Below are 25,208 nucleotides of genomic sequence, written 5' to 3' on the forward strand. Positions count from 1 at the left end.
TCTTGTAAAAGTTCAGAATCTAGATGGCACTGGCACATACCAAATGCCTTGTCAACCTTTTAATAGATAGTTTTATTATTTTTAGCAATTGATCGTATTTCTTAATTTAATACATTTACTTTCTTAGTTATGCTTGTGATTGCTGCATTTTACAACAATTAATAATCATTAAATTTTCAACCAAATTAAACACATTATACTACCTGTTCTCAAGTTAGTGCAAAAATGCATATGTCTGCACCTTAGCCTGATGACAAGTCTTATCTCTATCAAGGTGCGTTATCAGAATGATTGATGTACTATGATTCAGATGGACTTCAAGCAGCAAGCCAGTCAACTTGTCTAGCCCCCAAGGTGTCGAACGAAGCAAGAACTGCGCTCAGCCCCATTAGACAGCTGTACCCTACGGTATAACGCAGGTCATGCAAACTGCTGATTGAGAACCAGGATATCACGTGTCACCTCTTTGGGAAAAACTATTTGGAGGATTAATAGATAAACTAATTTGAGATAAAGTGTCAGCAACCAAGGAACTTCCAAAGAAAAAATGTTTCACATTTCTTGTGAGATAATCTATTTTTTGCGGTTCCCCAAAAATTTACTTAGTAAAAGAAAACACAAAGATAGCGACATACGTAGAGACGAAGATGAAAGTAACCCAGGAAAAACTTCCCGCCAGTCAAGTTGGTCTGGAAATAGAAATTGCGCCGGAAAAGACCAAGGAATCTTACGAACAGGTCATTAAAAACTTAGCGAGTACTGCAAATATTCCTGGGTTTCGTAAAGGCAAAGTGCCTCGGCAAATATTAATACAGCGCATGGGCGTAACTCGCATTAAGGCAGCAGCGCTAGAAGAACTGATTCAAGATGGAATCGAAAAAGCTGTTAAACAAGCAGAAGTGAAAGCGATCGGTCAGCCAAAGTTGCGCTCTTCGTTTGAGGAGTTGATAGGTCACTACGAACCCGGTAAGCCTTTGACATTTTCTGCGGCTGTAGATGTTCAACCAGAGGTAGAAGTCAGCGATTACACGGGATTACAATTAAAAGCAGAAGAAGTCAAGTACGACCCAGACCGGGTTGAGCAAGTCTTAGATGGCGAACGCCAACAAATGGCAACGCTAATTCCAGTAGAAGGAAGAGCAGCCCAACTCGGCGATATTGCTGTTGTTGATTTCAAGGGCGTTATTGCCAAAGGCGAAGGTGAGGACCCGTCTGCAGAACCGCAACCCATACCGGGTGGCGAAGCAACTGATTTTCAGGTGGAGTTGCAAGAGGATAAATTTATTCCTGGTTTCGTAACGGGAATGGTAGGCATGAATCCTGGAGAAACTAAAGAAATTACGGCTCAGTTTCCAGATCCTTATGCAAATGAGGAGTTGGCAGGAAAACCAGCTATTTTCACGGTTACACTTAAGGAACTCAAGGAAAAAGAACTGCCGGAATTGAACGATGATTTTGCTCAAGAAGTCAGTGATTTTGAAACTTTTGAGGAATTACGCAATTCTTTAGAAGAACGTTTCCAAAAGGAAGCAGAGCAGAAAACCAAGTCAAACAAGCAAGAAGCCCTGTTGGCTGAATTGGTGAAGCACGTAGAAGTAGATTTGCCAGAAACCATGATTCAAGAGGAAGTGGATGCGATGCTGACACAAACAGCAGTCCGTCTTTCTCAACAAGGCATTGATATCAAAAAGTTGTTTACCCAAGACGTCATTCCTCAGTTGCGGGAACGTTCTCGTGATGAAGCTGTCGAACGTATCAAGCGATCGCTATCTTTACAGGAAATCGGCAAGCGCGAATCTATCGAAGTATCTCCAGAAGAGGTGAAAGCTAGAGTCGAAGAGTTGCTAGAGCAGTATAAAGAGCGCGATGTCGATCCTGAGAGACTTCAGGAAGTCGTGGAAAATGAACTGTTGTCTGAAAAAATCATGGATTGGCTCCTAGAACGGTCAACTGTTGAACTAGTGCCAGAAGGGTCTTTGAGCGCGGAAACAGTCACAGAGGAGGATTCTGAAGTGGAATTGGCCGAAACGGTTCCCGTGACTGAAGCAGAATTTACACAGCCAGCTTCAGAACAAACGGTGGAAGTCCAAGCAGAATCAGTGAGCGGCGACCAGTGAGCAGCGATCGCTAAGCAGTGACCGTTTATCAAAATTTTGGTAAATGGTCGCACTTGATTTGATACTGTTTCACACGGAGCAATATATATGAGGCATAATGGTTAACACATAGTTATATCGCGAATTCAATTTTTGATTCGTAGCAGCTTTGGCTGCAAAAATTACTGTTACACTTGTCATCAAAAGTTCTTCTATGCTTGTATCTCAGTCGGGAAACTACCAATTTAATAGTTCGAGTGACTTCAAGCTTTACTCCTCCTTAAATAGTCCTAGCAACATCGTCCCGATGGTTGTAGAACAATCCGGAGTTGGAGAGCGAGCTTTTGATATATACTCTCGTTTGCTGCGCGATCGAATCATCTTTCTGGGAACGCCCATTGACGATGTCGTTTCTAACTCGATTGTTGCTCAGTTATTGTTCTTAGACGCGGAAGATTCTGAAAAAGACATTCAACTGTACATCAATTCTCCCGGTGGTTCCGTTACAGCAGGTATGGCAATTTATGATACAATCCAGCAAATTCGTCCCGATGTGGTGACAATCTGTTTTGGATTGGCTGCTAGCATGGGGGCATTTTTGTTAACCGCAGGAACTCGTGGCAAGCGGATGTCTCTTCCTGACTCCCGGATTATGATTCACCAACCCTTGGGAGGTGCTCAGGGACAAGCAGTGGATATCGAAATACAAGCCAGAGAAATTCTTTATCATAAATCTAAGTTGAATCAGTTACTGGCCCAGCATACTGGTCAACCCTTAGAAAGAGTAGAAGCCGATACTGAACGCGACTTTTTTATGTCGGCAGAAGAGGCAAAAAATTATGGCTTGATCGATCAAGTCATTCTACGACAAAATCTCCCCGTCGCAGGGGAAAACGTCACCGTTCTGAAATAAGAGGCTGGTATGTCTAAGTACGACTCCCATTTAAAGTGTTCATTTTGTGGTAAGTCTCAGGAGCAGGTTCGCAAGTTAATCGCCGGACCGGGAGTCTACATTTGCGATGAATGCGTTGACTTATGTAATGAAATCCTGGATGAAGAGTTACTAGACACGAATGGGGCAGCGTCGTCTCAACCAGCACCCAGGTCAGAACCACCTCAAAAACGTGCTCGTCGCTCTTCAAGTCTCTCGTTCAATCAAATACCAAAACCGCGAGAGATTAAAAAGTACCTCGACGAACACGTTATTGGTCAAGAAGAAGCCAAAAAAGTTCTTTCAGTTGCCGTTTACAATCACTACAAGCGGTTATCCATCGTTCAAGCTAAAGGCAGTGGCAAAGCATTGGACGATGCTGTAGAGCTACAAAAGTCTAATATCTTGCTAATTGGTCCTACTGGATGTGGAAAGACTCTGTTAGCACAAACTCTAGCCAAGATTCTTGATGTCCCCTTTGCTGTGGCTGATGCTACTACCTTAACGGAAGCAGGGTACGTGGGAGAAGATGTGGAAAATATCTTGCTGCGACTGTTACAGGTGGCAGATTTAGATGTTGAGGAAGCACAGCGAGGCATTATTTACATCGATGAAATCGATAAGATTGCTCGTAAAAGCGAAAACCCATCAATTACTCGCGATGTTTCTGGAGAAGGCGTACAGCAAGCTTTGCTGAAAATGTTAGAGGGGACGATCGCTAATGTTCCACCCCAAGGAGGGCGCAAGCACCCCTATCAAGACTGCATCCAGATTGATACCAGCAATATCCTGTTTATCTGCGGCGGTGCGTTTGTTGGTTTGGAAAAAGTCGTAGAACAGAGAATTGGTAAAAAGTCAATAGGTTTTGTACAACCGGGCGAAGGTCAGACAAAAGACAGGCGCACGGCTGACACTCTGCGTCACCTAGAACCAGATGACCTGGTGAAATTTGGCATGATTCCAGAATTCATCGGGAGAATTCCAATGGTAGCAGTGGTAGAACCGCTAGATGAGGAAGCACTCATGGCGATTCTGACCCAGCCCCGCAGCGCTTTGGTGAAGCAATACCAAAAACTACTGAAGATGGACAACGTTCAGTTAGAGTTCAAACAAGAAGCTTTGCGAGCAATTGCCCAGGAAGCATATCGGCGGAAAACAGGTGCAAGAGCGCTGCGAGGCATTGTTGAAGAACTGATGTTGGACGTGATGTACGAGTTACCCTCCCGCAAAGACGTGACTCGCTGTACGGTAACGCGAGAAATGGTAGAGAAGCGATCGACAGCAGAATTGTTGGTGCATCCATCTTCAATACCAAAACCAGAGTCAGCTTAAAGAATGATGAATTATGAATGATGAATTATGAATAAAAAATTATGAAGGATGAAGAAGGAATGATAAATTAGGAATTATGAGGACTAAATAGTAAAATTTAGTTTCAAAATTCAAAATTTTTTTCATTCCAAAATTCATTAACCTATAATTCAAAACTTGAAATACCTTTCATAATTCATCATTCATAATTCATAATTCAAAAATGTCTTACATTAGTATTCGTGGCGTTGAGCATTATTACGAGTGGATAAAAAAGCCATCAGAGGTTCAAGAAAAACCCGTGATGGTTTTTGTCCATGGTTGGGCTGGTTCTGCTCGGTATTGGGAGAGTACGGCACGGGTTTTATCAGAACAATTCGATTGCTTGCTGTATGATATGCGTGGCTTTGGACGCTCCTATGGGAAGCCAACCATAGCTCAAGCAAGTGAATCTGTTGCTGAATCTTTTGAATCGCGATCGCCCGAAGCTGAATCTCAAGCTATTCAGGAGTTAACTTATGAGCTTGAGGAGTACGCTGAGGATTTAGCTGCTTTGTTAGACGCCTTGCGACTTCAAAGAGTGTATATCACTGCTCATTCTACGGGAACGTCAATTGTGACGTTGTTTCTGAATCGCTACCCGCAGAGAGCACAAAGAGCAATTTTGACTTGTGCTGGTATTTTTGAGTACGACGAAAAAGCCTTTGCAGCTTTTCATAAATTTGGTGGTTATGTTGTGAAATTCCGTCCTAAATGGTTGGCGAACATACCATTTATTGACAGGATGTTTATGGCGCGGTTTTTGCGTCGTCCTATCTCGGCTGTAGAACGCAAAGCTTTTTTGGAAGATTTTCTGGTAGCTGATTATGATGCTGCATTGGGGACTATTTTTACAGCAGTGAGTAAAGCAGCAGCCGAAACAATGCCACAGGAGTTTGCGAGGATAACAGTACCGACACTCCTGATTGCTGGGGAGTATGACAAAATTATTCCGGCTGAAATGGGGCGTCAAGCAGCAGCATTGAATGAAAATATTGAATTTACCGTTATTCGAGATACGGCGCATTTTCCCATGTTGGAAGATGCACCTAATTATTTGTCACGGGTGCGTGAGTTTTTGCAGTTGGAAAGTAGGCTAGGTATGGCAGGAATGTAATAAGGAATGACACAAACCACAGCAATAACAGAAGCGATTACCAGTTTGGCTGATGTCCAAAATCGGTTTGGCTTGGTGCGAATTGAGGACGAGCAGTTTTTTTCTGAGTGGTATGAGGGATTGCCTGAAATTACAGAAACTGAAAAAGCTGCTTTAGATGAATTGCGACGTAGATATTTGTATCATCGTACTGTAGGGGATTTGTTAGAGGGGACAGTGTTATTGTTGGTGATGTCACCTTTGTTAGGGGTGGCGGGATTTTACGATCCTCCTTTTATGATTAAGGCTGAGCCGTCTGTGGATTTAGTACTGAATGATGGCGAAGAGGTGCTGCGGGGACGAATTGATGTTTTAGTGCTGCAAAATCAGTTTTGGATCTTGGTAGTGGAGTCTAAAAAAACTGCACTTTCGGTTGTGTCAGCTTTACCGCAAGCACTGGCTTATTTGATGGCTAACCCGTATTCAAGTAAAGCCGTGTTTGGCATGGTGACGAATGGGGATGATATTTTATTTGTTAAGTTGAGCCAAGAGGGTAGTTCTCAATATGGTTTGTCGCGAGTTTTTACTTTGTTTACGTCTGCTAGAGAACTTTACAGCGTTCTGCAAATTCTAAAAAATATTGGTCGGAACCGCAGATGAACGCGGACAAATGCGGATGGAGTTTGCTAACATTTTGCTTAGATGTAGGTTAAGATTATTACAATTAACATATAAGTAATATGGCAGAAACTGGGAAAGTTAGAGTTGCTAAGGATAAGGCTGATTTGGTAAAAGCTTTAACTTCGGCTGATGGCGCAACGGGTCCTTTCCAAACTTATGCTGATGCGATCGCTTTTGCTGCGGCTTTGGGTGCGAAGCACAAACGGCGTGTGGCTTTGGGGGAAATATCTAAACGGGAACCTGCTCCTATAGGACAAGAAATTTTTGTATCTAGAGGATACGATCTAGTCATTAAGTTATTGGGAGTGACTGCAACTCAAGACATTAATATTCTTTCTTCTCAAGAGGACAAGTTTGAAAACGAACGTCTGCGTATTTTTGAGGAATACGCTAATGGGGGCTTGGAGATTTTACAAGCTGAAGTTCGAGGTACTGTAGATTATTTAGAGCGAATTTTATTGCTCCTTAGTTCTGAACGATTTGAACAAGAAGAGGACGACGAGGAATTTAATTTAACTAAATTCCTGTCTTGAGTAGCGGCTTTTAATGAATCAGCTAGCTCCATTCCAGCCTGTTTTTTACCATCTTCACTGCATCAGTTACAGCATTTGCAGTGGTTATGACTCTATATGGTTTGGTTATGACTCTATATGGTTTATTTGGATTTTTAGGTTGGGGATCTATCCTTACTATATTATTTCTCCACAAATCGTAGTCTCTTGACCAATTAATTTGTGCTAGTTGGGAAATTTTTTCTTCATCGAAATAATTGCTTTCAGCTGAGTAAGTCCAGTATAGTAAACGTCCTAAAACTTCCAATCCAGCACTCACCCCTAGCAAACAATTTTCTTTAAAATTTGCTACATCAGTAACTGTTAATTCATGATTGCTTTTGGCGGAAATATATTTTGTATTATGGCATTCTGAAAAAAACTGATTTAGGCATTCAACTAAAGATTCAGACTTCTCTATTACATCATAATCTTGTAGTTCATTATCTGCGTTATTAGTAAAAACACAACTAACAAATCTCGCTATGTAATTCATAGTATAAATTAGCTTGTTTTTAGTTGAGGGATTTGCTTTAACCTTTTCTGTTTTACCAGAAAACATTGAGACTCTCTCAATTAATTCTTTAGTAATACCAACTCTACCAGAATACTCTCCAAACGATAGCAATAAAGATTTATCTAACGATCTAGTTTGAGCCATATCTCGAAAATCTGTTTGACACTGGCGAAAATCCCCTTCTAATACTAAAGTAATAGGAAAATCATTATCGGCAATTAACTCGCTTTCAGAGCTTTCCATTAATTCATGAATTGCACGTTTTCTATGTTGTCCATCAGTAATATCTAGCTTAACTGTACGGCGAACAATCACCAAACACATATTTCGATACAATTTAATCACTTTTATATCTTTTGGATTGACATTTGCTGTCAGTGTTCCCAATATCCAAGATTTTCCTTTACGAGCACGGTCAAGAATATACTGTTTAATTTCCTCTGTATGTCCTTGAACTTCCGGACGATTTTTACCAGAATCAGGATCGTTACCAGTTGATGGTTTTGCTTGGAGAAGGCTGGAAAAATCGCTGGCTGGAACATTAATTTGTAACATCTCCCGCTTTCCCTGCTCAAAAATGAGACCTATGTAACAGCGATCGCGATGATGCTTCGAGAAAAGTGGCTCAATCAATGTACTAATCTGCGCTTTATCTTGAGGTGAAATAATATCGTTACTCTCTTCATTTAAATAAGTCATAAAAATCCTACAAAATTTGGCAGATGCAAGCAAATGTAAGGATTAACTTTAAAATGGAAGCTTAAGTATAACTGTCAGCAACATTGTCATTAGTTAATTAATAAATTTGCTCTTGTCTCAATGTAACGAATGACAAAGTAGATGTCAGTTTTAATTGTTTAGTTTATATGAAATTTTTGTAAAAACTTGTTTTAAATTTTCACTATTCTTTCTTTAGCTATAGACTTACGTAATTTTGCAAGCTCAATATTACTTGCAGGTACTAAAAACAAATTTTTATAACCTTGTTACCACGTCGCGTGTAGCTGCTTGCATCTATCCTTAAGTCAGCCATTAACTATACCTAAGCGTAGATAACGTAAAGAAGCTGCTCTTAGGAGAATAAGTTCATAACTGGCAAGCAATTATAAGCTGAAATGTCTAATTTTCAGAAATTTTTTAGAAAATCAATCAAACACAACTGTTTTTGAATTTTTTCTAAAAAACCGAACTATAAATACCTATTGCTACCTAATAGCTTCTGAACAAGAAATAACACAAAGCCTAAGGTGCAATTGTTTTAATCTCTGAGTTAATAACTCTGCTGAGAATTCTATATTCCGGTCGGAAGCCCTAGCTGCTTGGGTTCAACGAATTTACCATCAAAACCGATTGTTTTATCTTCAAGCGTTCTCGCTTTAGCCAAATCCCTACGCAATTCAGCACGTTCAACACTATCTTCTACACCACCTAAAATATAGATGAGTAACTTAGCTGCAAGATCCCGTCCTGCAACCTGTACTCGCTTCTTGTTTGGATCGTATAAAACGCCATACCAAAGGGATTTAGGATGCTCCATACCACTAAACCCGCCTTCGCGATCGAACTTACGCAGCTTTTTAAATACGTCTTCCAAGGAAAATCCCATTTTAAATATTAAAACACCAAGAGCTTGAGCTAAGGCAACTTGACCAACAGGACGGAAAAGTATATTTCCTTCACCGCCATTCTTTTCAAAGCTGAAGTGTCGTAAAGCTGGTGTCTCTTCATATTTGAGAATGTTATAGCTCGGAAGACTCGCTAAATAATCAAACAGTGTTTGAAAATCCTTGATTCCTTCTTCAAGGTCTTCATTCTCCGGTCGCATGGGGATTAAACCTTTGTCCAAAGGTTTCCAGTGCAAAAACTTTTGCCCCAAGTACCTTTCAGACATTTCTTTAAGTGCTTGTAGGGTTGTCAAAACAGTGGACTTAGTCGCAACTGTTGCACTATTCCAATTGACTCGAGGGTTCCTACCCTCGCGCTGCTCTAACAGTGGATGGGTTACAGCAATTTTTCTAGCAACAATAGAAAAACCATCATCCTCATTCAATTGTGCAAGCTGACCTTTGCTTAAAGGAACTGCCATGAGGTTGACATGAACAAAGACAGACCTAACGCGCAATCTTGCTTCTTCACGGGTTTCACCAGCCGCAACCGCACAAATAAATTCTATGCCAATTTCTTCTTGAGGTAACTTTTCCAAATAATCGGGTGCAACTTGGTATTGCTCTAACAAATCGTTAACTGTTATGAAGGTATCGAAAGGAGTTTTATCTTTTCTGTATCTCCGCAGTTTACCAGATTGAAGCAACTCTATTAAACCTTGTACTCCCATCAATCGATGTTGACCATCTAAGGCATAAATAGTGACATCTTTCTGAGAAACGTTCAGCAACCCGAATTTACCATCTTTATCAAATGGCGTGAAATCAGTTGTGGGTTTTATGGCTCGTCCTTCACTGTCCCACTCGGGTGCATCAGGGTTGTCTACCCACGATTTACTAATGACTACTAGAACTGGTGGAAATTTGTGGTGTTTTCGAGTCGCCAAATACTGCACCAATGGTGCTTGACGCGACCAGTCCAAGGGACGTTGTTGAACCTCGTCAATACTTTCGGCGTCGATCTCAACGTTATCAGTTTGAGCGTTATACTTTTTTTGAAACAAAGGTAAGTAAGACGCAAAGTTGACCCGGCTTGCAAACCATTCTAGAGTCACAGAGCTAACATATGCCTGAGTACCCCCCATGTCAGTTTTCCGAACTAGAATCTGGTCAGTTCCCTCTTGATACTTATCAAGTGTAGAAACGAGTAAATGTTGGTGCTCGTCTTTCTGTGCTTCATACTGACTGACAATTTTAGTATTGCGGTTGTCTTGAGTGTTATCCATATGAGTTTTTTTAAACTTAAAACTAGAGACGAAGTTAAATTTACAAGAAATTGAGTCTTTATAAAAAAAGTTTTTAAAAACCTTAATCTGTGCTAATTTATGCAAGAATAGGAATTCCTTGACAAAAACAACCTCTAAACAGCAGAGGCGTAGGCGATTGAAAGCGGAAGTTCTGGAACAACCCTGCAAAAGCAGGCTTTATGGATTGAACCTCCGTCTTTTGTAATGAAACTAGCAGGAGTTGAACAAGGGTAGGCAAATGAGCACCACGCAACAGCCAGAAAACAAAGGTCAAACTCAGCGACCTGTGGCAGAGTTAGTAGAAGATATTGAATCTCTAACTACCGAAATTCAAGAATTGTACTGCTTGGATGCAATTCCTTGGGTCGTGGGATATTCTGGAGGTAAAGACAGCACTGCTACTCTACAGTTAGTGTGGAATGCGATCGCCGGGCTCCCACATTCCAAGCGCACTAAAACAATACACGTTATTACAACAGACACGCTTGTAGAAAATCCTTATGTATCTGCATGGGTACGCCATTCCCTAGAGCAGATGAAACTAGCAGCGCTCGAACAACAAATGCCAATAGAACCGCATCTCCTACAGCCAGATGTTAAAGAAACATTCTGGGTAGGTTTTATTGGTAAAGGATACCCAGCCCCAAAAGGAAAATTTCGCTGGTGTACGGAACGTCTTAAAATCAATCCATCTAACCGTTTTATTCGTGACGTTATCAGAAACAACGGTGAAGCTATTGTTGTTTTGGGGACTCGCAAAGCTGAAAGCACAAATCGTGCGGCGAGGATGAAAAAATGGGAAGCCAAGCGGGTACGCGATCGCCTCAGCCCTAATATGAATTTGCCCAACTCCCTTGTGTACAGCCCCATTGAAGACTGGCGAAACGATGAAGTTTGGTTGTATCTGATGCAATGGGAAAACCCATGGGGCTACAGCAACAAGGACTTATTCGCCATGTATAGAGGTGCTAGCGCTGATAATGAATGTCCTTTAGTTGTTGATACATCCACCCCCAGTTGTGGTAGCTCTCGTTTTGGATGCTGGGTTTGCACGCTCGTCAGCCAAGATAAATCTCTCGCAGCAATGATTCAAAATGACGAAGAGAAAGAGTGGTTGCAACCTCTACTTGAATTTCGTAAGGAATTAGATGCTGAAGAAAACCGCGATCGCCGAGATTTTCGGCGGAGAAATGGTGACGTGCAACTCTACGAGCGCAATACAGATGGAGACGTGTCGGTTGAGCCGATACCCGGTCCCTACATTAAAGAAGCTAGAGAAGACTGGCTCCGACAACTCCTAACTGTTCAAATGCAAATTCGTCACACCGCACCCGAAAATATGCGTGATATCACCTTGATTTCTATAGAAGAACTCAGTGAAATTCGACGCATATGGCTGGAGGAAAGACACGAATTTGATGATAGCTTACCCAAAATTTATCAGGAAGTCACGGGGGAAATTTTTCAAGATCCCCGTCCCGGTGCTGGTATGAGTTTGTTGGGTAGTGATGAATGGGCTGTGCTTGAAGAAATCTGTGGTGAGGATGCAATGCACTTGGAACTCATGGCAAATCTCTTGGATACAGAACGTCAGTATCGCAAACGAACTCGCCGAGTAGGAATATTTGACACACTAGAAAAATGTTTTGAAAGAAGTTCGCGTTCCCAAGATGAAGCTGTTAGGAACGCTCATTTGAAAAGAGATTTGAAAGAGGCGGTTGTTGAAGGCGATGTCGCAAAAATCAAGCAGTTAACATTGGGCGATGCTGCTATAACAAACAATGTGGAATCGGACAAACCGCAAAGTTGGCGACAAGTTAAGTTTCAAGCCAAAAAAGCAGAGAGTTAAGACAATATAATTCAACCGTAATGTTACGTTATCAGATCTATTACCAACTTTTGCCTGAGATTCAAATATTAAGAAACTACTGTGATCTTCCTTGAACTAGTACTACAAAACTTTGGTCCTTACTACGGTCGTCAAACTATCAAACTTGACCCTAGAAAAAATGATAGTTCCTGTCCCATTATCTTATTTGGTGGAATGAATGGTGGTGGCAAAACGACTTTAATGGATGCTATTCGCCTTGCACTGTATGGACCTCGCGCTCAATGTTCTACTCGGGGAAATCTAAGTTACAGTGATTTTCTCACGCAATGTGTCAGCAGTTCCACTCCTCCAACAGAGAAAACCAGAATTGAATTGGCTTTTGAACATATTGAAAATGATAAGCCAGTCAGATACCGTATTGTCAGAACTTGGGAAAAAAATCCCAAAGATGGGAAAGACCATTTAGGTATTTTGGATATTGGAACAAATGACGAATGGCTTGACACGAGCTTAGTGACTATATGGGATGAGTATGTTGAAAATTTGATTCCTTTAGGAATTTCTAACCTATTTCTGTTTGATGGCGAACAGGTAAAAGAACTCGCACAACAGGACGTTCCTCCACAAAATGTTGTTGAAGCGATTCGCGGGCTTTTAGGTTTAGAGCTAGCAGAACGTTTGGCAGAAGATTTAGAAATTTTAGTCAGCCGCAAACGCAAGGAACTAGCGGATACAAAAGACTTGGCAAATTTGGAAGAAATTGAACAAAGACTCCAACAACAAACAGAAGAAAAACAAGTAACTCAGGAACAATTAAACCGCATTAAAGCTCAGTTAGAAGCATCTGAAGAAAAACAGAGAGTATGTCTTGATAAATTTATTTCAGAAGGTGGCAAAATTGCAGGAGAACGCAGTCAGCTAGAAAAACAGCAAGCACAAGTGACGGGAGAAATTGAACAAGTCCGTCAAGTTATGTGTCTATTGGCTGCTGATGTCTTACCAATGGTGTTAATTCAACCTCTACTCGTTCAAGTACGGAAAACAGGAGAAAGTGAAATCCACTCTTCACAAACACAAATAGCCCGAAATGTTTTACTGGAAAGAAATGAACGTTTGATTAATAGGATTGCTCAAGTAAATTTGTCAGAAGAACAATTTGATAAAATTAAATTTTTAATTGAAGAGGAAAGCAAGCAATTGGCTTCAAACAATGGAGAAGAAGCATGGTTACTGGCTGATGAAAAATTGCTAGCTCAACTCTCTCATATCATCAGTTATTCTTTAGAAACCGCAAAATCTTCTGCTCAACACCAACTTGGGCTGCTCAAGACAAAAGAAGAGGAGCTTCTAAAACTAGAGAGACAATTGCAAACGGCTGCTTCTCCAGAGATATATCAAAAGTTACACAATGCACACGTAGAAGCACAAAGTCAAGTTGCACAAATCAAAGTAGAACATGAAGCTAAAAGACGTTATTTGGTTGAATTAGACGCCGCAATTGAAAAGTCAAAAAAAGATTTAAAAAAATATACAGACCAAAATATTGACCGTAAGAGTAAAGAGCATATCATTGCTGCTTCTGCTAAAGTTCAACAAACACTTTCGCTTTTTCGCGAACGCTTGACTCTGAAAAAACTTAATAAACTGGAAGCGGAAGTGACTGAGTGTTTTCGCTACTTATTACATAAATCAGATTTAGTACACCGTATAGTTATTGATACTGCTACGTTTGGTCTCTCTTTGTACGATCTACAGGGGAAGATGGTTCCAAAAAATCGTTTATCAGCAGGAGAGAAGCAACTTTTAGCGATCGCATTCCTTTGGGGACTAGCTCGTGTTTCCGGGCATCGCTTACCTGTAGCTATTGATACTCCTTTGGGAAGGCTAGATTCCTCTCACCGCACTAACTTAGTTGAGCGTTACTTTCCCTCTGCTTCTCATCAGGTGATTCTGCTTTCTACCGATACAGAAATTGCAGAAAAGGAATTTAAAGTCTTGCAAGAAAATGAAGCGATCGCTCGTACATACCTCCTGCAATATGATTCTTTGACTCGTCAAACAACGGTTAAAGAGGGGTATTTTTGGTAATTGATAACATTGAGGAGACCAATTAAAGTATTAAATTTTATACGTGTTCTCTTTTAGACCTTTAAACATGGGCGATCTGCGAAACTTTGATACATCACTAAAAACTTTTCAGACATCCTCTAAAAAGTTAGGGAGCTAGACACGATCGGTCAAGTACTTTATCCTGAAGTGTTTGCACGATACATGAAATAATCTGCATAATGTAGCTCAAACACAGTGTTTTTGTTCCCCCCCTACGCCTCTATCTACCCATGGAACCTCCTCTTGACCGTATAAAACTCTCACAAACAGCAAAAGAGCAACTCATCAAACTCAAACGCAGTACCAAAATTGAAAACTGGAACGTGTTGTGTCGTTGGGGTTTTTGTCGTTCTCTTGCGGAACCCACCCCTCCATCACCCGTACCCATACCTGCTGACAGCAACGTTGAAATGACATGGTCGGTGTTCGGTGGCGAGATGTCCGATATTCTGTTACTTGCTCTCAAGCAACGCTGTTACAACGATGGCTTTGGGACAGATAAAGAAACTCTTGCGACCCAGTTTCGCCTTCACTTACATCGCGGTATCGGTTACTTGGCTGGCGATCCAAATATTAAGAAAATTGAAGATTTGATTGAATTGGCTGCGGACGCGTGAGGTTCCACCTCACGATCTGCATGCCCAAACTCTAGTTGCGAACGAGAGAAGGGGTAAGGTGCAATAACACGATAAATTGGCATCTTTGCCTGACACTACTTTATAAATATGGCAATATAACTCACATTCGTCCGGGTACCGGAGGAGATAAATTAAAATTGTGAAAACTATTTTATCAATTCAACGAGCTTTTGTAAGTCGAAAGATGGCGGCTTTATTGTTGCTGGGTTTTTCATCCGGTTTGCCGTTATTTTTAACTAGCAAAACTTTACAATTATGGATGCAAGATGCAAAGGTGGATTTAGGCACAATTACGTTATTTGGTCTAATGGCGTTGCCTTATTCCTTAAAATTTTTGTGGTCTCCACTCGTTGACAGGTTTGTACCGCCTTTCCTAGGACCAAGGCGTGGTTGGCTGATCTTGACTCAAGTAGGGTTGGTAGTTGCGATCGTCGCTATGGCTTTGCAACAACCATCTCAAAACGTACAAGTCCTGAACATACTAGCAATTACTGCTTTTGTCATTTCGTTTTTAAGTGCGACTCAAGACATTGTCGGTGACGCCTACCGTACAGATGTCTTGCAGCCACTGGAATTAGAAACAGGCGCATCGCTTTGGGTACTTGGCTACCGTGTCGCTTTATTTATCACGAGTTTCCTCGCTATAGCTTTAGCTGATATTATTCCTTGGAATGCAGTTTATTTTCTGATGGCTGCTTTTATGGCTGTAGGTATAATCACAACCCTTTGGGCACCAGCAGAACTGCAGCAACGCACAACTTCAACCCCCGTTTCTCCCTTGTCTTTCAAAGAAGGGATTTTTATAGTGTTGATAGGTTTGTTAGTTGCAGGTTTATTGGGAGGAGCGATCTCTCGTGCTATAGCGTTACCCGTGTTCTACTGGGTGCTAGCAATTTTGTTGATAGGCTGGATAGCTTTATCTGTTCTGACACCAAAAAAGCATCTGAACCAAACTCAAAATCAATCGCCTCAATCCTTACAAGATGCTGTCATCTTACCACTTCAAGATTTCTTTGAGCGATTTGGAATCTCGCAAGCTAGCCTGATTCTGATTTTTATCTTGCTCTATAAATTAGGTGATGCATTAGTCGGCGTGACTGGTAATTTGTTCTTAAGGGAAATAGGCTTTAGCAAAACAGAAATTGCCGCAATTCAAGGTGTTATGGGATTGATAGCAACAACCGTCGGTGTACTTGTTGGCGGTATCGTGATGAGTAAAATTGGTATCAATCGCGCTCTTTGGATATTTGGTGTATTACAGTTAGTGAGTAACTTGGGTTATTACGTCTTATCGGTGGCTGGCAAAAATAGCAATCTTTTGGTATTAGCAATTAATGTTGAAAACTTCTGTGCTGGCTTAGTTACAGTTGTGACGGTTGCCTTTTTAATGAGTCTTTGCAGCCACAGTTTTACAACAACTCAATTTGCATTATTCTCTAGCTTGATGGCTATTAGTAGGGATATTCTCTCGGCTCCCTCTGGCGATTTAGCGAAAGCAACAGGTTGGTCTTCATTCTTTCTACTGACCTTGGTCGCAGCCCTACCAGGATTGCTGCTTTTGCCTGTTATTGCTCCTTGGAATCAACATCCAAAACCGTTTTCTAGACCCGGACTTGACTATGAGGAATAAGAATTATGGGGCAGAAGCTCATCATTAGTACCGCAACAGTTATTCTTTTAATCACTGGCGTACTACTCGGCTACGTTCTTTCCCAGTTAGTTCTGGGATTTTTAGCACTTAACTTGTTAACGTTTCTAGGAACATTTAGCCTAATTGTTATTTTTGGTACCCTGTATTACGTATTATTTTGGGAATTTAGAAGGCAGCAGTCACCTTCATCTCGACCTTCTTCTAATGGAAGTAAGCCCCAAAGTGATGAGCGTACACCTGATACCAATCTTAAGAATAAGCTGATTGGTCTGTTATCTGGTGACGCTGCTACTGCAGAACGCCTCGTGGAGCAAGCAAAGCAAGATTTTCCCGGTATGCCAGAAAATTGGTACTGGGAAAAAAGCATTGCCGATTTGGAACGCGATCGCCGATAACTTTGTTTCTTAGAGATCTAAAGTCGCTAGAATAAATAAGACAGCTTAATATTTCTTAAGCTAGTTATCAGAATAACTTGCTGTTCCGAGCTTTCTGTGTTATGTCTATTTTCCGACAGTATATTGCTCCTCTACTCGTAGTGCTTATATTTTTCGCTGCCCTTGTGGCCGTGAGCGCTCGCATTTTCCTACCCTCAGATATGGCAGCACCCGCACCTATTGGGGAATTGGGAATGTTGTTGGTTGGGAGTTAGTAGTTAGTGGTTAGCTACTAACCATTAACTACCTTGACAAAAAATATAACAATTTCCCCCATTGAGTTTTGGAATCCTTACTACCTGATTATATTGTTCGTCGTGGTTCTACTCTAGACCGCGCCCTATTGGTCAAGTTCATGCAGCGAACTTACCAAGAACTTTTTCCAGAGCAACAGGATTTTTCTCATTTAGTACAAACAGTTGAACAGTATTTCTCTACTAAAACACCTGTTTGGTGGGTTTTAGCAGACCAAGGAAACCAGGAGGACAAGGAAGCAACGTCTACCTTGTCTACCCCGTCCTCTTCTCCTGTCGCCTGTATCTGGGTTGGAAATGCCATCGATCAGATACAGGGAACTCGTCACGCTCATATTTTTTTACTTTATGTTGCGCCAGAATATCGGCGACAGGGAATAGCTAAAGCTTTGATGCTGTATGTAGAAGAGTGGGCCAAGGCTAGAGGAGATCGCCAAATAGCATTACAAGTGTTTGAGTCTAACACGGCTGCATACAATCTTTACAATCAACTGGGCTACGGAACTCAATCACTGTGGATGTTTAAACCTCTTAACCGTGACGAATAAGATTTATACGTAAGTGCAATATTTAGCCATAAAACTTATACATCTTCACTTCTGGACACGAAGGGTTTTATATTAATCCCTATCAGGGATTGAAATACGATATGTATGACGAAGAAGACCTAAGCTTACTTGATGATGTAGAGATAGAACTGGAAAGTCCCCTAGATCGTTTAGGACCGCTGACTGCGGAAGCAGAAACACCTAAGCCAAATCCAGAGGCAATGCTAGCTCTACTGGAACATCCAGAACCACAGCAGAGAATGCTGGCTTCTCGTGCTTTTTGTGACATAGAAGATGCACGAGCTATTCCGCATTTGATTCGTTTGTTAACTGATACTTGCCCTTTGGTACGGGTGAGCGTAGCATACGCCCTCGGACGCAACCCAAGCCCAGATGCCGTGCAGCCATTGATTACCCAATTAAACCTAGATTGGAATGGTTACGTGCGTAAAGGCATTGTTTGGGCATTGGGAAACTGTCGCGATCGCCGTTCTTTAGTGCCCCTAACAGATGCGTTAAGAACTGATATTTCAGCAGTACGTTTGTGGGCTGCAAGCGCCCTAGTTCAGATGGCAGATGTAGGTTATGAAGCAGTTGTGGGGGCAATACCACCCTTGATTGAAGCATTAGTGCAAGACCCCGTTGCTCCCGTGCGAAGTAATTGTGCCTGGGCATTAGGGCAACTGTGTCGCCAACTCCCTTCTAATGTCGTCTACGCCACAGCTGTAGACGCTTTAATTCAATCTTTCGCAGAAGACAAAGATTTAGGAGTTAGGGAGGATGCCAAAGCAGCTATCTTGGGCGTCGGTGACACCCGTGGTCTCCAGATGGTAGAAACCCTCGAACTTGAGGGATGGTTTTGATGCTTGTTAGTTGATAGTTGTTAGTTGTTAGTTGTTAGTTACTACGACCGATCGCTAACTACTAACCACTAACCTTTGTACTGAATCCTATAAATCCGATTGTTAGCTTCCTCGGTGACGAGAAGACTACCATCAGGTAGGACAAGTAACCCTACAGGACGCCCCCAAGTTGTGGGTATGGAAGGGTCAAGTAAAAATCCCGTGAGGAAGTCTTCATAGTAGCCTTGGGGTCTGCCTTTACTATCAAAAGGGACAAAGACAATTTTGTAACCAGTACCGCGATCGCGATTCCAAGAACCGCGAAAGGCAACAAAAGCACCATTACGGTATTTTTGGGGAAAGGTTTGTCCGTCATAAAACTGCAAGCCCAAAGCAGCTGAATGTGCTTGAAATAAAACATCTGGAGTACGAGTGCGAGCTGCTAAGTCGGGTTGTTTGCTTTTGTTACCTGTGGTTTGGCGGGGGTCAAGATTATTAGGTGTTAGGTACGTATAAGGCCATCCATAAAATTCTCCCTGCTGAATGCGAGTAAAGTAATCTGGTACTAAATCATCTCCTATGCCGTCTCGTTCGTTGACAGTTGTGTAAAGTTCTTTCGTTACAGGATGAAAGTCCAGACCCACTGGGTTACGCAAACCGGAGGCAAAGGTTTGCCGCCCAGTCCCATCTAAGTTCATAACCTGTACGGAAGCCCTTGGTAGTGGTTCTTCATCTACATTAGTTTCCGAACCAATAGAGACGTATATTTTTTTACTATCTGGTGATGACAATACGTTACGAGTCCAGTGCTGATTGTATCCACCACCGGGTAAATCAGCGATTTTTTGTCCGTTCCCAATGAGTTGCTGTTGACCTTGTTGGTAAGGAAATTTCAAGACAGCATCAGTATTACCCAAAAAGAAGGAATTATCTGCAAAAGCCATACCAAAGGGAATATTCAGTCCATTTGCAGAACTAGCAAATGTCTCTTTAATATCAGCCACGCCATCACCGTTGGTATCTTTAAGTAAACGAATGCGATTTTGTCTGGTTTCTGTCACCAAAACATCTCCAGTCGGAGTTAAAGCCAACCAACGCGGTGCATTTAAACCCTCGGCAAAAACGTTAACAACAAAGCCAGAGGGTACGCGCAGAGTCGGTTTTGCAGGAATCGCTACAACTTGAGGTCCTTTTGAAGCACTATCAGTAGCAAAAGGTTTTGGTAAACTTTTGACGTCAATATTAATGGGTGTAGGAGACAGAGTCTCAGTCGGAATCACATTTTCTGTTTGTGCTGAATTCTGTGCTAGTTGAGTAGAAGGTGCAGAAGCTTGGGGTGTAGATTCTTCTGGGTAGGCACTGGTTTGAACGCAGGCTGCTGTACCCAGAAACAGAAACAGCAGCAACCAACGCAGAGATTTCATAGTAGCAGTTTCCGTATAACTTCACGGTGCAACACCTTCAAGTTTAACGTTTGGTCAGCGATCGCTGATTGCCATTGAGTGAAAAAGCTGTCCTCAATCGCTGGAATTAAAAGTAGGAAGATTAATTTATAAGAATTTATTTTTTTGCTCTCAGGCACATGGAAGCAGTACTTGCACAACCGTTTTCTCTCCAGGCTGACTGTAAATTTGGAGTTCCCCCCCGTGTAATTCCGCTATACGCTTAACAATGCTTAAGCCCAAACCCGAACCTTGCTGTTCGTAAAGTTTTCGGTCAAATTGCCGATAAGCGCCTAGATTTGAAATTTCGGAGCTTGTCATACCTCTACCAAAATCAGTAAATGATAGAGTAAATTTTTTATTTTTAACAGTACTTTCTACATAAATATTGGTTCCTGGCAAAGAGAATTTTAAAGCATTATCTAATAATTCTTCAGCCATTTTATAAAGTCTAGTTTCACAAATCCTTAAGCGACAAGTTTTTTGAAAATTAACACTTACATCTGACCCACGACCCATTTTTTTAGCTTTTTCATCGATTAATCTTTGTAATCCTATTACAGGAAATGTAGTTTTGTGGTTTTGGAGTAACGTTATTTTCTGTGAGTCTGTCGCTATAATTTCTAATTCTGCATAAAGTAAAAATTTTTGAATTAACCTGTAGAGACGTTCACCCGATTTATGAATACCTTCGGCCATTTCACGGATTTCGTGTGAAGAAAGGTTATCAACTTCTTTAATTAAAAGTTCTGAAAAACCTAAAATTCCATTAAGTGGTGTCCGCATTTCATGAGGAAGGGACATCGCAATATTGCTACGCAACTCATCCAGCTTTTTTTGTGATTGCTGACGAATAGCAGCTTGTTTTTCCAATCTTGAGGAAATAGCTGCTAATAATTCTACCCTAGTAAAAGGTTTGGTTAAGTAATCATCTGCCCCCAAGACCATTCCTTGGCGCATATCGGCTTTGTCACACTTACCGGTTAAAAAAATAAATGGAATTGTTGCTGTTAGGGGTTGTTGACGTAATTTCTGCAAAACGTCGTGCCCGTCTAGTTCTGGCATCATAACATCGCAGATAATTATATCCGGTAGTTCCTCATGAGCTAATTGCATACCGATTAAACCATTTTCTGCAGCAACAACCTTGAAATTCTCATAAGTGAGTAATTCTACCAAATTTTGCCGCACGGTTGTTTCATCTTCTATAACTAGAATTTTGTGCATATTGTTATTTTTGGTTTTTGTTTATCTGCGTTTAAATTCCTTAAATTATCATTTTTTTAATAAAATTAAAAAAATAACTTTATATATAATTCTTTTTTAATTATTCAATATCTTCTCAAAAACTATTGACCATTAACCGCTAATTTTTTATCCTCAATTAACATTTTTTCAAAATCTGAGGCTGGTATGGGACGGCTAAAGAGGAACCCTTGCATAGCGTCACAGTTATAAGTTCGTAAAAATTCTAATTCTTGTTCTGTCTCTACACCTTCAGCTATAACCTTAAGATTCAAATTGTGTGCCATTTGAATCAATGCTGTAGTGATTGCTGCTTTTTGGGGATCGTTAGCAACGTTTTGAATGAAGTAACGATCTATTTTTAATGTATTAACGGGTAATTGCTTCAGATAAAGCAAAGAAGAATAACCTGTGCCAAAATCATCAATAGCAATTTGTACTCCTAAAGATTTAATTTCCTGTATATTTTGAAGAGCGCCATCGACATTTTGCATAATCATGCTTTCTGTTAATTCTAGTCCTATGCGCTCTGCCACTAGGTTATTGTTCCGTAAAAATTTAATAATTTTTTGACTAAATTCAGGTTGCATCAATTCACAGACTGATAAATTGACCGCAACGTGCAAGAAAGGAAATCCTGAATCATGCCATAATTTAGTCTGCTTGCATACACTACGCAATATCCATTCTCCAATAGGAACAATTAAACCTGTAGACTCTGCTATGGGTATCACTTGTACGGGAGAAACTATACCCAGTTCTGGATGGTGCCAGCGCAATAAACTTTCAGCTGCTACAATTTTGCCAGAATTGATATCAACAATAGGTTGATAATAAATTTGAAATTGGCGAAAATCTCGTTGTTCTAAAGTCTGACGCAGGTACATTTCAAGCTTGTGTGCTTCTGGGGAGACAGCCTTACTGTCATAGTTGGAATTATTTATATGTTGTTTGAGAGTGGCTTGTTTGGATAAGCGACTGACGATCGCATTTAACAGTTCAGCCCGAGTAAATGGTTTGGTTAAATAGTCATCTGCTCCTAGATCCATGCCTTGACGAAAATCAGATCTGGCAGATCTAGCAGTCAGAAAGATAAATGGAATTGTTGCTGTCACTGTTTGTTCGCGTAATGCAGTCAGTACCCCGTAGCCATCAACCTCTGGCATCATAAGATCGCACAAAATAAGATCGGGCGCTTCAGTGAATGCCAGTTGTAAACCTATTTTTCCATTGGGAGCAGAAATCATATCATAGTTTTCTGCTTCTAATAGGTCTAGAATATTCTCTCTTACTGATTGTTCGTCTTCAATGACTAAAATTTTGATCATAATTTTCCTAAGTTTGTGGTTGGTTACTAATTGCCAGTCAGTCCGGTGCTACAGGTCAGTCTCCTGCACCCTAATGGGTGTATGACCCTACAGGCTTAGCTTTCAAAAACAAAGCAGTATCTGACCATAAAATACGGCACCGCCCAAGCGTATGCCTTGCATCTAGAGTCTCCGGTAGGAGATAGGGTCGTCAATTGTTATTTCCCATTACCCCTTATCTCCTATAGGAGCCTCACCGTCCCCATTCCCTACTGGTAACCTGACAGTGAATGTTGTTCCTAAAGCTTCTTGGCTTGTTACAGTAATTTCACCTTTGTAGGTATCAACGCATCTTTTAACAACGGCCAGTCCCAATCCCGTTCCCTGGATGTGACCGACGTTTGTAGCACGATGAAATGATTCAAATATATGGGGTAGATCGTCTGGTGGAATACCAATCCCACGGTCTTGAATTTCAAAGATTGCTTGCTCAGCTTCTAACTGAAGGGTAAATTGAATAAGGTTATTGTTTGGAGAATATTTAATAGCATTTGATAATAAGTTACTTAGAATTTGTCCCAGTAATTTCTTATCCATAGAACATGGGATGGAATTATATTGGCTTTGAAAATTGATTACTTGTTGATTTTTAATATTTAATTCTGATTCCTTCACCATGTATTGACAGTATTCAATTAAATCAAACTCTTCTAGATCTAAATTTAGTTTTTTCGATTCTGCTCTACCAATTAGTAAAACATCGTTTAACGTTTCTATCATGTGATGAACGGCGTTTTGAATGCGTTGCAGGTGAGAAAGCTGCTTTTCCCGTGTCCATTTGTGACTGTAGTATTGTAGTAATTCTGCGGAGGAGAGAATAGTACTTAAGGGCGTGCGAAATTCATGGGAAGTCATGGCAATAAAGCGAGATTTGAGGTCGTTAAGTTCTTTTTCTTTTTGCAAGGCATTTTTGAGATCCTCTTCGAGTTGCTTGCGTTCTGTAATATCAATCCAGTAACCAACGATTTCTAAAGGGTTGCCGGTGTCATCTAGTACAAGCTTGGCTTGATCGTACATCCACCGGACACTTCCATTTTTATGGAAAAAGCGGTACTCGTAGTTAATTTGTTTTTGCTCAAACAGTTTTGCTGCACCAGCCATAATTCTTGGCAGATCTTCTGAATCAATGTGGTTTATCCAAAAACCAGGAGTTTGCACAAACTCCTGTACTTCATAACCAAGCACGGACGTTACATTGTCACTAATAAACGTTGTGTCAAAATCGCCTGAAGGTTTGCAGCTATAAATAACTCCAGGACTAGAGGAGAGTAAATACTGCAACCGTTCTTGCGATACTAGTAGAGCAACAGCTGCCCTCTGTCGCTCTGTGATGTCGGTTTGAATACCAATATAGTGTGTTAAATTTCCACTCGAGTCGTGAACCGGAGAAATACTTAACTCATTCCAAAACAAAGAGCCGTCCTTACGGTAGTTGCGTAAAACTACCGTACAGCCCTTCCCCTGAATAATAGCATTGCGTAATTCAATTAAACCAGGCTGATTGGTATCACCATTTTGAAGAAAGCGGCAATTTTTTCCCAAAACTTCTTCTACAGAGTAACCCGTTATTTTCTCGTAAGCTTTATTGGCATAAATAATTGGTGAGTTTGGCACGGTTACATCAGTAATCACAATGCCATTGCTGCTAGCTGCCATTGCGCGATCGCGAAGTCGAAGGCTTTCTTCGGCTTGCTTGCGGCAAGAAATATCCTCAAATGTACCTAAGATGCCTACGACTTTACCTTCTACGTCATGGAGTGGTACTCTAGTGGTTTCTAACCAAGCTTCTCTACCATTTTTCCGCAGGTGAAGTGACACTGCATGATACTCTGGTACGTTATTCTCCATGACCCTAGCATCACATTCACGGTAATACTGGGCTTCTTCCTGGTTGCGAACTAGATCGCAGTCAGTCTTACCAATAATATCTTCTGGGCTATCCAAGCCTATCATCTGAGCAAAATTGCGGTTGCAACCTATATAGACAGATGTTGTATCCTTCCAAAACACACTTTGAGGAATGTTGTCCATAATAAGTTGTAACATTTCTTGAGATTGCCGCAATTGCTCTTCTACTAACTGGCGATCGACAATTTCGTACATTAACTGCCGATTTATCTCTCTCAAAGCTTGTGTACGTTCCTCAACGCGCATTTCCAGTTCTGCATTTGCTTGGACGAGACCTGCTTGAGCTTGACCTACGATCGCTCCTTGTCTTTCTAAAGAATGGCAAATACTTTCGTATGTAATGACTCCAATGAATCGTTCCTTTTCATCTACAACAACCAGTGCAGGTAAGTGATACAAGCGTAAGAGAGTTAGTAATGGTACTATATTGTTTTCCAATTCAGAAAACTTCAGGGTATTCACTGAAGTCTCCAGCACTTCAAAAATCTTAATTGTTTTAAAGTTAATATCTGAAAAAGCTACTTGTACTATATCTTGCTCTGTCAGCAACCCCAACACTTGTGTGTTATTTAACACCACAACAAAACCTGTTTTTAGCCGAGATTGACGCATAAGTTCCACCGCATCGGACAAAGTTTCTTCTCCGGTAATAGTTAGAGGAGAAGGATCGATGATAGATTCCAAACACGGTAGTACAATGTGTTGATCTAAGGAGTGCATAAAGAGTCACAATAGTCTCAGTAGAAAAATTTTGTATTATAGTAATCTTTCAAAGTAGCTTGTTTTATTGTGACTTTGTAAAAAAA

At 40.9% G+C, this 25,208-nt stretch carries 20 protein-coding genes; 14 read left to right on the forward strand and 6 right to left on the reverse strand.

Annotated elements, in window-relative coordinates:
* Positions 1–647 precede the first annotated feature (647 nt).
* The 6 genes from tig to AB0756_RS18295 all read left to right on the forward strand — a co-directional run bounded on the left by tig (position 648) and on the right by AB0756_RS18295 (position 6,687).
* On the forward strand, positions 648–2,117 hold the full coding sequence (gene tig / locus AB0756_RS18270) for a trigger factor (RefSeq protein ID WP_038086267.1): 1,470 nt from the start codon (positions 648–650) through the stop codon (positions 2,115–2,117).
* Positions 2,118–2,310: 193 nt separating this feature from the next.
* Positions 2,311–3,009 (forward strand): ATP-dependent Clp endopeptidase proteolytic subunit ClpP, encoded by a 699-nt coding sequence (gene clpP / locus AB0756_RS18275; RefSeq protein WP_038086269.1) that lies wholly within the window; start codon positions 2,311–2,313, stop codon positions 3,007–3,009.
* Between the two features lie 9 nt (positions 3,010–3,018).
* Positions 3,019–4,359, forward strand: coding sequence for an ATP-dependent protease ATP-binding subunit ClpX (clpX, locus tag AB0756_RS18280; RefSeq protein WP_038086270.1), 1,341 nt, complete (start codon positions 3,019–3,021; stop codon positions 4,357–4,359).
* Positions 4,360–4,561: 202 nt separating this feature from the next.
* Entirely contained in the window at positions 4,562–5,494 is a 933-nt protein-coding gene (locus tag AB0756_RS18285) for an alpha/beta fold hydrolase (protein ID WP_050045931.1), read from the forward strand.
* 6 nt (positions 5,495–5,500) lie between these two features.
* Complete coding sequence (locus AB0756_RS18290) at positions 5,501–6,133, forward strand: type I restriction endonuclease (protein ID WP_038086272.1); 633 nt, start codon at positions 5,501–5,503, stop codon at positions 6,131–6,133.
* Positions 6,134–6,213: 80 nt separating this feature from the next.
* Entirely contained in the window at positions 6,214–6,687 is a 474-nt protein-coding gene (locus AB0756_RS18295; RefSeq protein ID WP_038086274.1) for a DNA phosphorothioation-associated protein 4, read from the forward strand.
* A gap of 22 nt (positions 6,688–6,709) precedes the next feature.
* Here the strand turns inward: AB0756_RS18295 and AB0756_RS18300 are convergent, their stop codons facing one another.
* Both AB0756_RS18300 and AB0756_RS18305 read right to left on the reverse strand, forming a co-directional pair.
* Positions 6,710–7,921 (reverse strand): DNA sulfur modification protein DndB, encoded by a 1,212-nt coding sequence (locus AB0756_RS18300; RefSeq protein ID WP_038086276.1) that lies wholly within the window; start codon positions 7,919–7,921, stop codon positions 6,710–6,712.
* Positions 7,922–8,513: 592 nt separating this feature from the next.
* Positions 8,514–10,112, reverse strand: a complete 1,599-nt coding sequence (locus AB0756_RS18305; protein ID WP_038086301.1) for a DGQHR domain-containing protein — start codon at positions 10,110–10,112, stop codon at positions 8,514–8,516.
* Between the two features lie 259 nt (positions 10,113–10,371).
* Here AB0756_RS18305 and dndC point away from each other — a divergent pair, with 259 nt between their 5' ends.
* The 8 genes from dndC to AB0756_RS18345 all read left to right on the forward strand — a co-directional run bounded on the left by dndC (position 10,372) and on the right by AB0756_RS18345 (position 18,461).
* A complete protein-coding gene (dndC, locus tag AB0756_RS18310; protein WP_038086278.1) occupies positions 10,372–11,982 on the forward strand; it encodes a DNA phosphorothioation system sulfurtransferase DndC in 1,611 nt (536 codons plus the stop codon).
* 81 nt (positions 11,983–12,063) lie between these two features.
* Positions 12,064–14,052, forward strand: coding sequence for a DNA sulfur modification protein DndD (gene dndD / locus AB0756_RS18315; RefSeq protein ID WP_038086280.1), 1,989 nt, complete (start codon positions 12,064–12,066; stop codon positions 14,050–14,052).
* A 251-nt stretch (positions 14,053–14,303) separates the two neighbouring features.
* A complete protein-coding gene (dndE, locus tag AB0756_RS18320; RefSeq protein ID WP_038086281.1) occupies positions 14,304–14,690 on the forward strand; it encodes a DNA sulfur modification protein DndE in 387 nt (128 codons plus the stop codon).
* Positions 14,691–14,895: 205 nt separating this feature from the next.
* Positions 14,896–16,341: an AmpG family muropeptide MFS transporter gene (locus AB0756_RS18325; RefSeq protein WP_408019836.1), complete on the forward strand. Its 1,446-nt coding sequence runs from the start codon at positions 14,896–14,898 to the stop codon at positions 16,339–16,341.
* Between the two features lie 5 nt (positions 16,342–16,346).
* Positions 16,347–16,757, forward strand: coding sequence for a hypothetical protein (locus AB0756_RS18330; RefSeq protein ID WP_038086285.1), 411 nt, complete (start codon positions 16,347–16,349; stop codon positions 16,755–16,757).
* A 101-nt stretch (positions 16,758–16,858) separates the two neighbouring features.
* Positions 16,859–17,011 carry a hypothetical protein gene (locus tag AB0756_RS18335; RefSeq protein ID WP_167844704.1) on the forward strand — a complete coding sequence of 51 codons (153 nt, stop codon included), beginning with the start codon at positions 16,859–16,861 and terminating at the stop codon, positions 17,009–17,011.
* A gap of 68 nt (positions 17,012–17,079) precedes the next feature.
* Positions 17,080–17,598, forward strand: coding sequence for a GNAT family N-acetyltransferase (locus tag AB0756_RS18340; RefSeq protein WP_050045927.1), 519 nt, complete (start codon positions 17,080–17,082; stop codon positions 17,596–17,598).
* A 101-nt stretch (positions 17,599–17,699) separates the two neighbouring features.
* Positions 17,700–18,461: a HEAT repeat domain-containing protein gene (locus tag AB0756_RS18345; RefSeq protein WP_038086289.1), complete on the forward strand. Its 762-nt coding sequence runs from the start codon at positions 17,700–17,702 to the stop codon at positions 18,459–18,461.
* Between the two features lie 68 nt (positions 18,462–18,529).
* Here AB0756_RS18345 and AB0756_RS18350 read toward each other — a convergent pair whose 3' ends face one another.
* The 4 genes from AB0756_RS18350 to AB0756_RS18365 form a co-directional block, all read right to left on the reverse strand.
* Positions 18,530–19,864, reverse strand: a complete 1,335-nt coding sequence (locus AB0756_RS18350; RefSeq protein WP_038086291.1) for a PQQ-dependent sugar dehydrogenase — start codon at positions 19,862–19,864, stop codon at positions 18,530–18,532.
* 150 nt (positions 19,865–20,014) lie between these two features.
* Positions 20,015–21,109, reverse strand: a complete 1,095-nt coding sequence (locus AB0756_RS18355; protein WP_038086293.1) for a hybrid sensor histidine kinase/response regulator — start codon at positions 21,107–21,109, stop codon at positions 20,015–20,017.
* A 122-nt stretch (positions 21,110–21,231) separates the two neighbouring features.
* Complete coding sequence (locus AB0756_RS18360; protein WP_038086295.1) at positions 21,232–22,455, reverse strand: EAL domain-containing response regulator; 1,224 nt, start codon at positions 22,453–22,455, stop codon at positions 21,232–21,234.
* Between the two features lie 207 nt (positions 22,456–22,662).
* The gene (locus AB0756_RS18365; RefSeq protein WP_050045926.1) at positions 22,663–25,122 is read right to left on the reverse strand and encodes a PAS domain S-box protein; all 2,460 of its coding nucleotides are present in this window, start codon (positions 25,120–25,122) and stop codon (positions 22,663–22,665) included.
* Positions 25,123–25,208: the final 86 nt, after the last annotated feature.

Origin of the sequence: Tolypothrix campylonemoides VB511288_2 (assembly GCF_045999855.1) — a bacterium.
GTDB lineage: Bacteria > Cyanobacteriota > Cyanobacteriia > Cyanobacteriales > Nostocaceae > Scytonema > Scytonema bouteillei_A.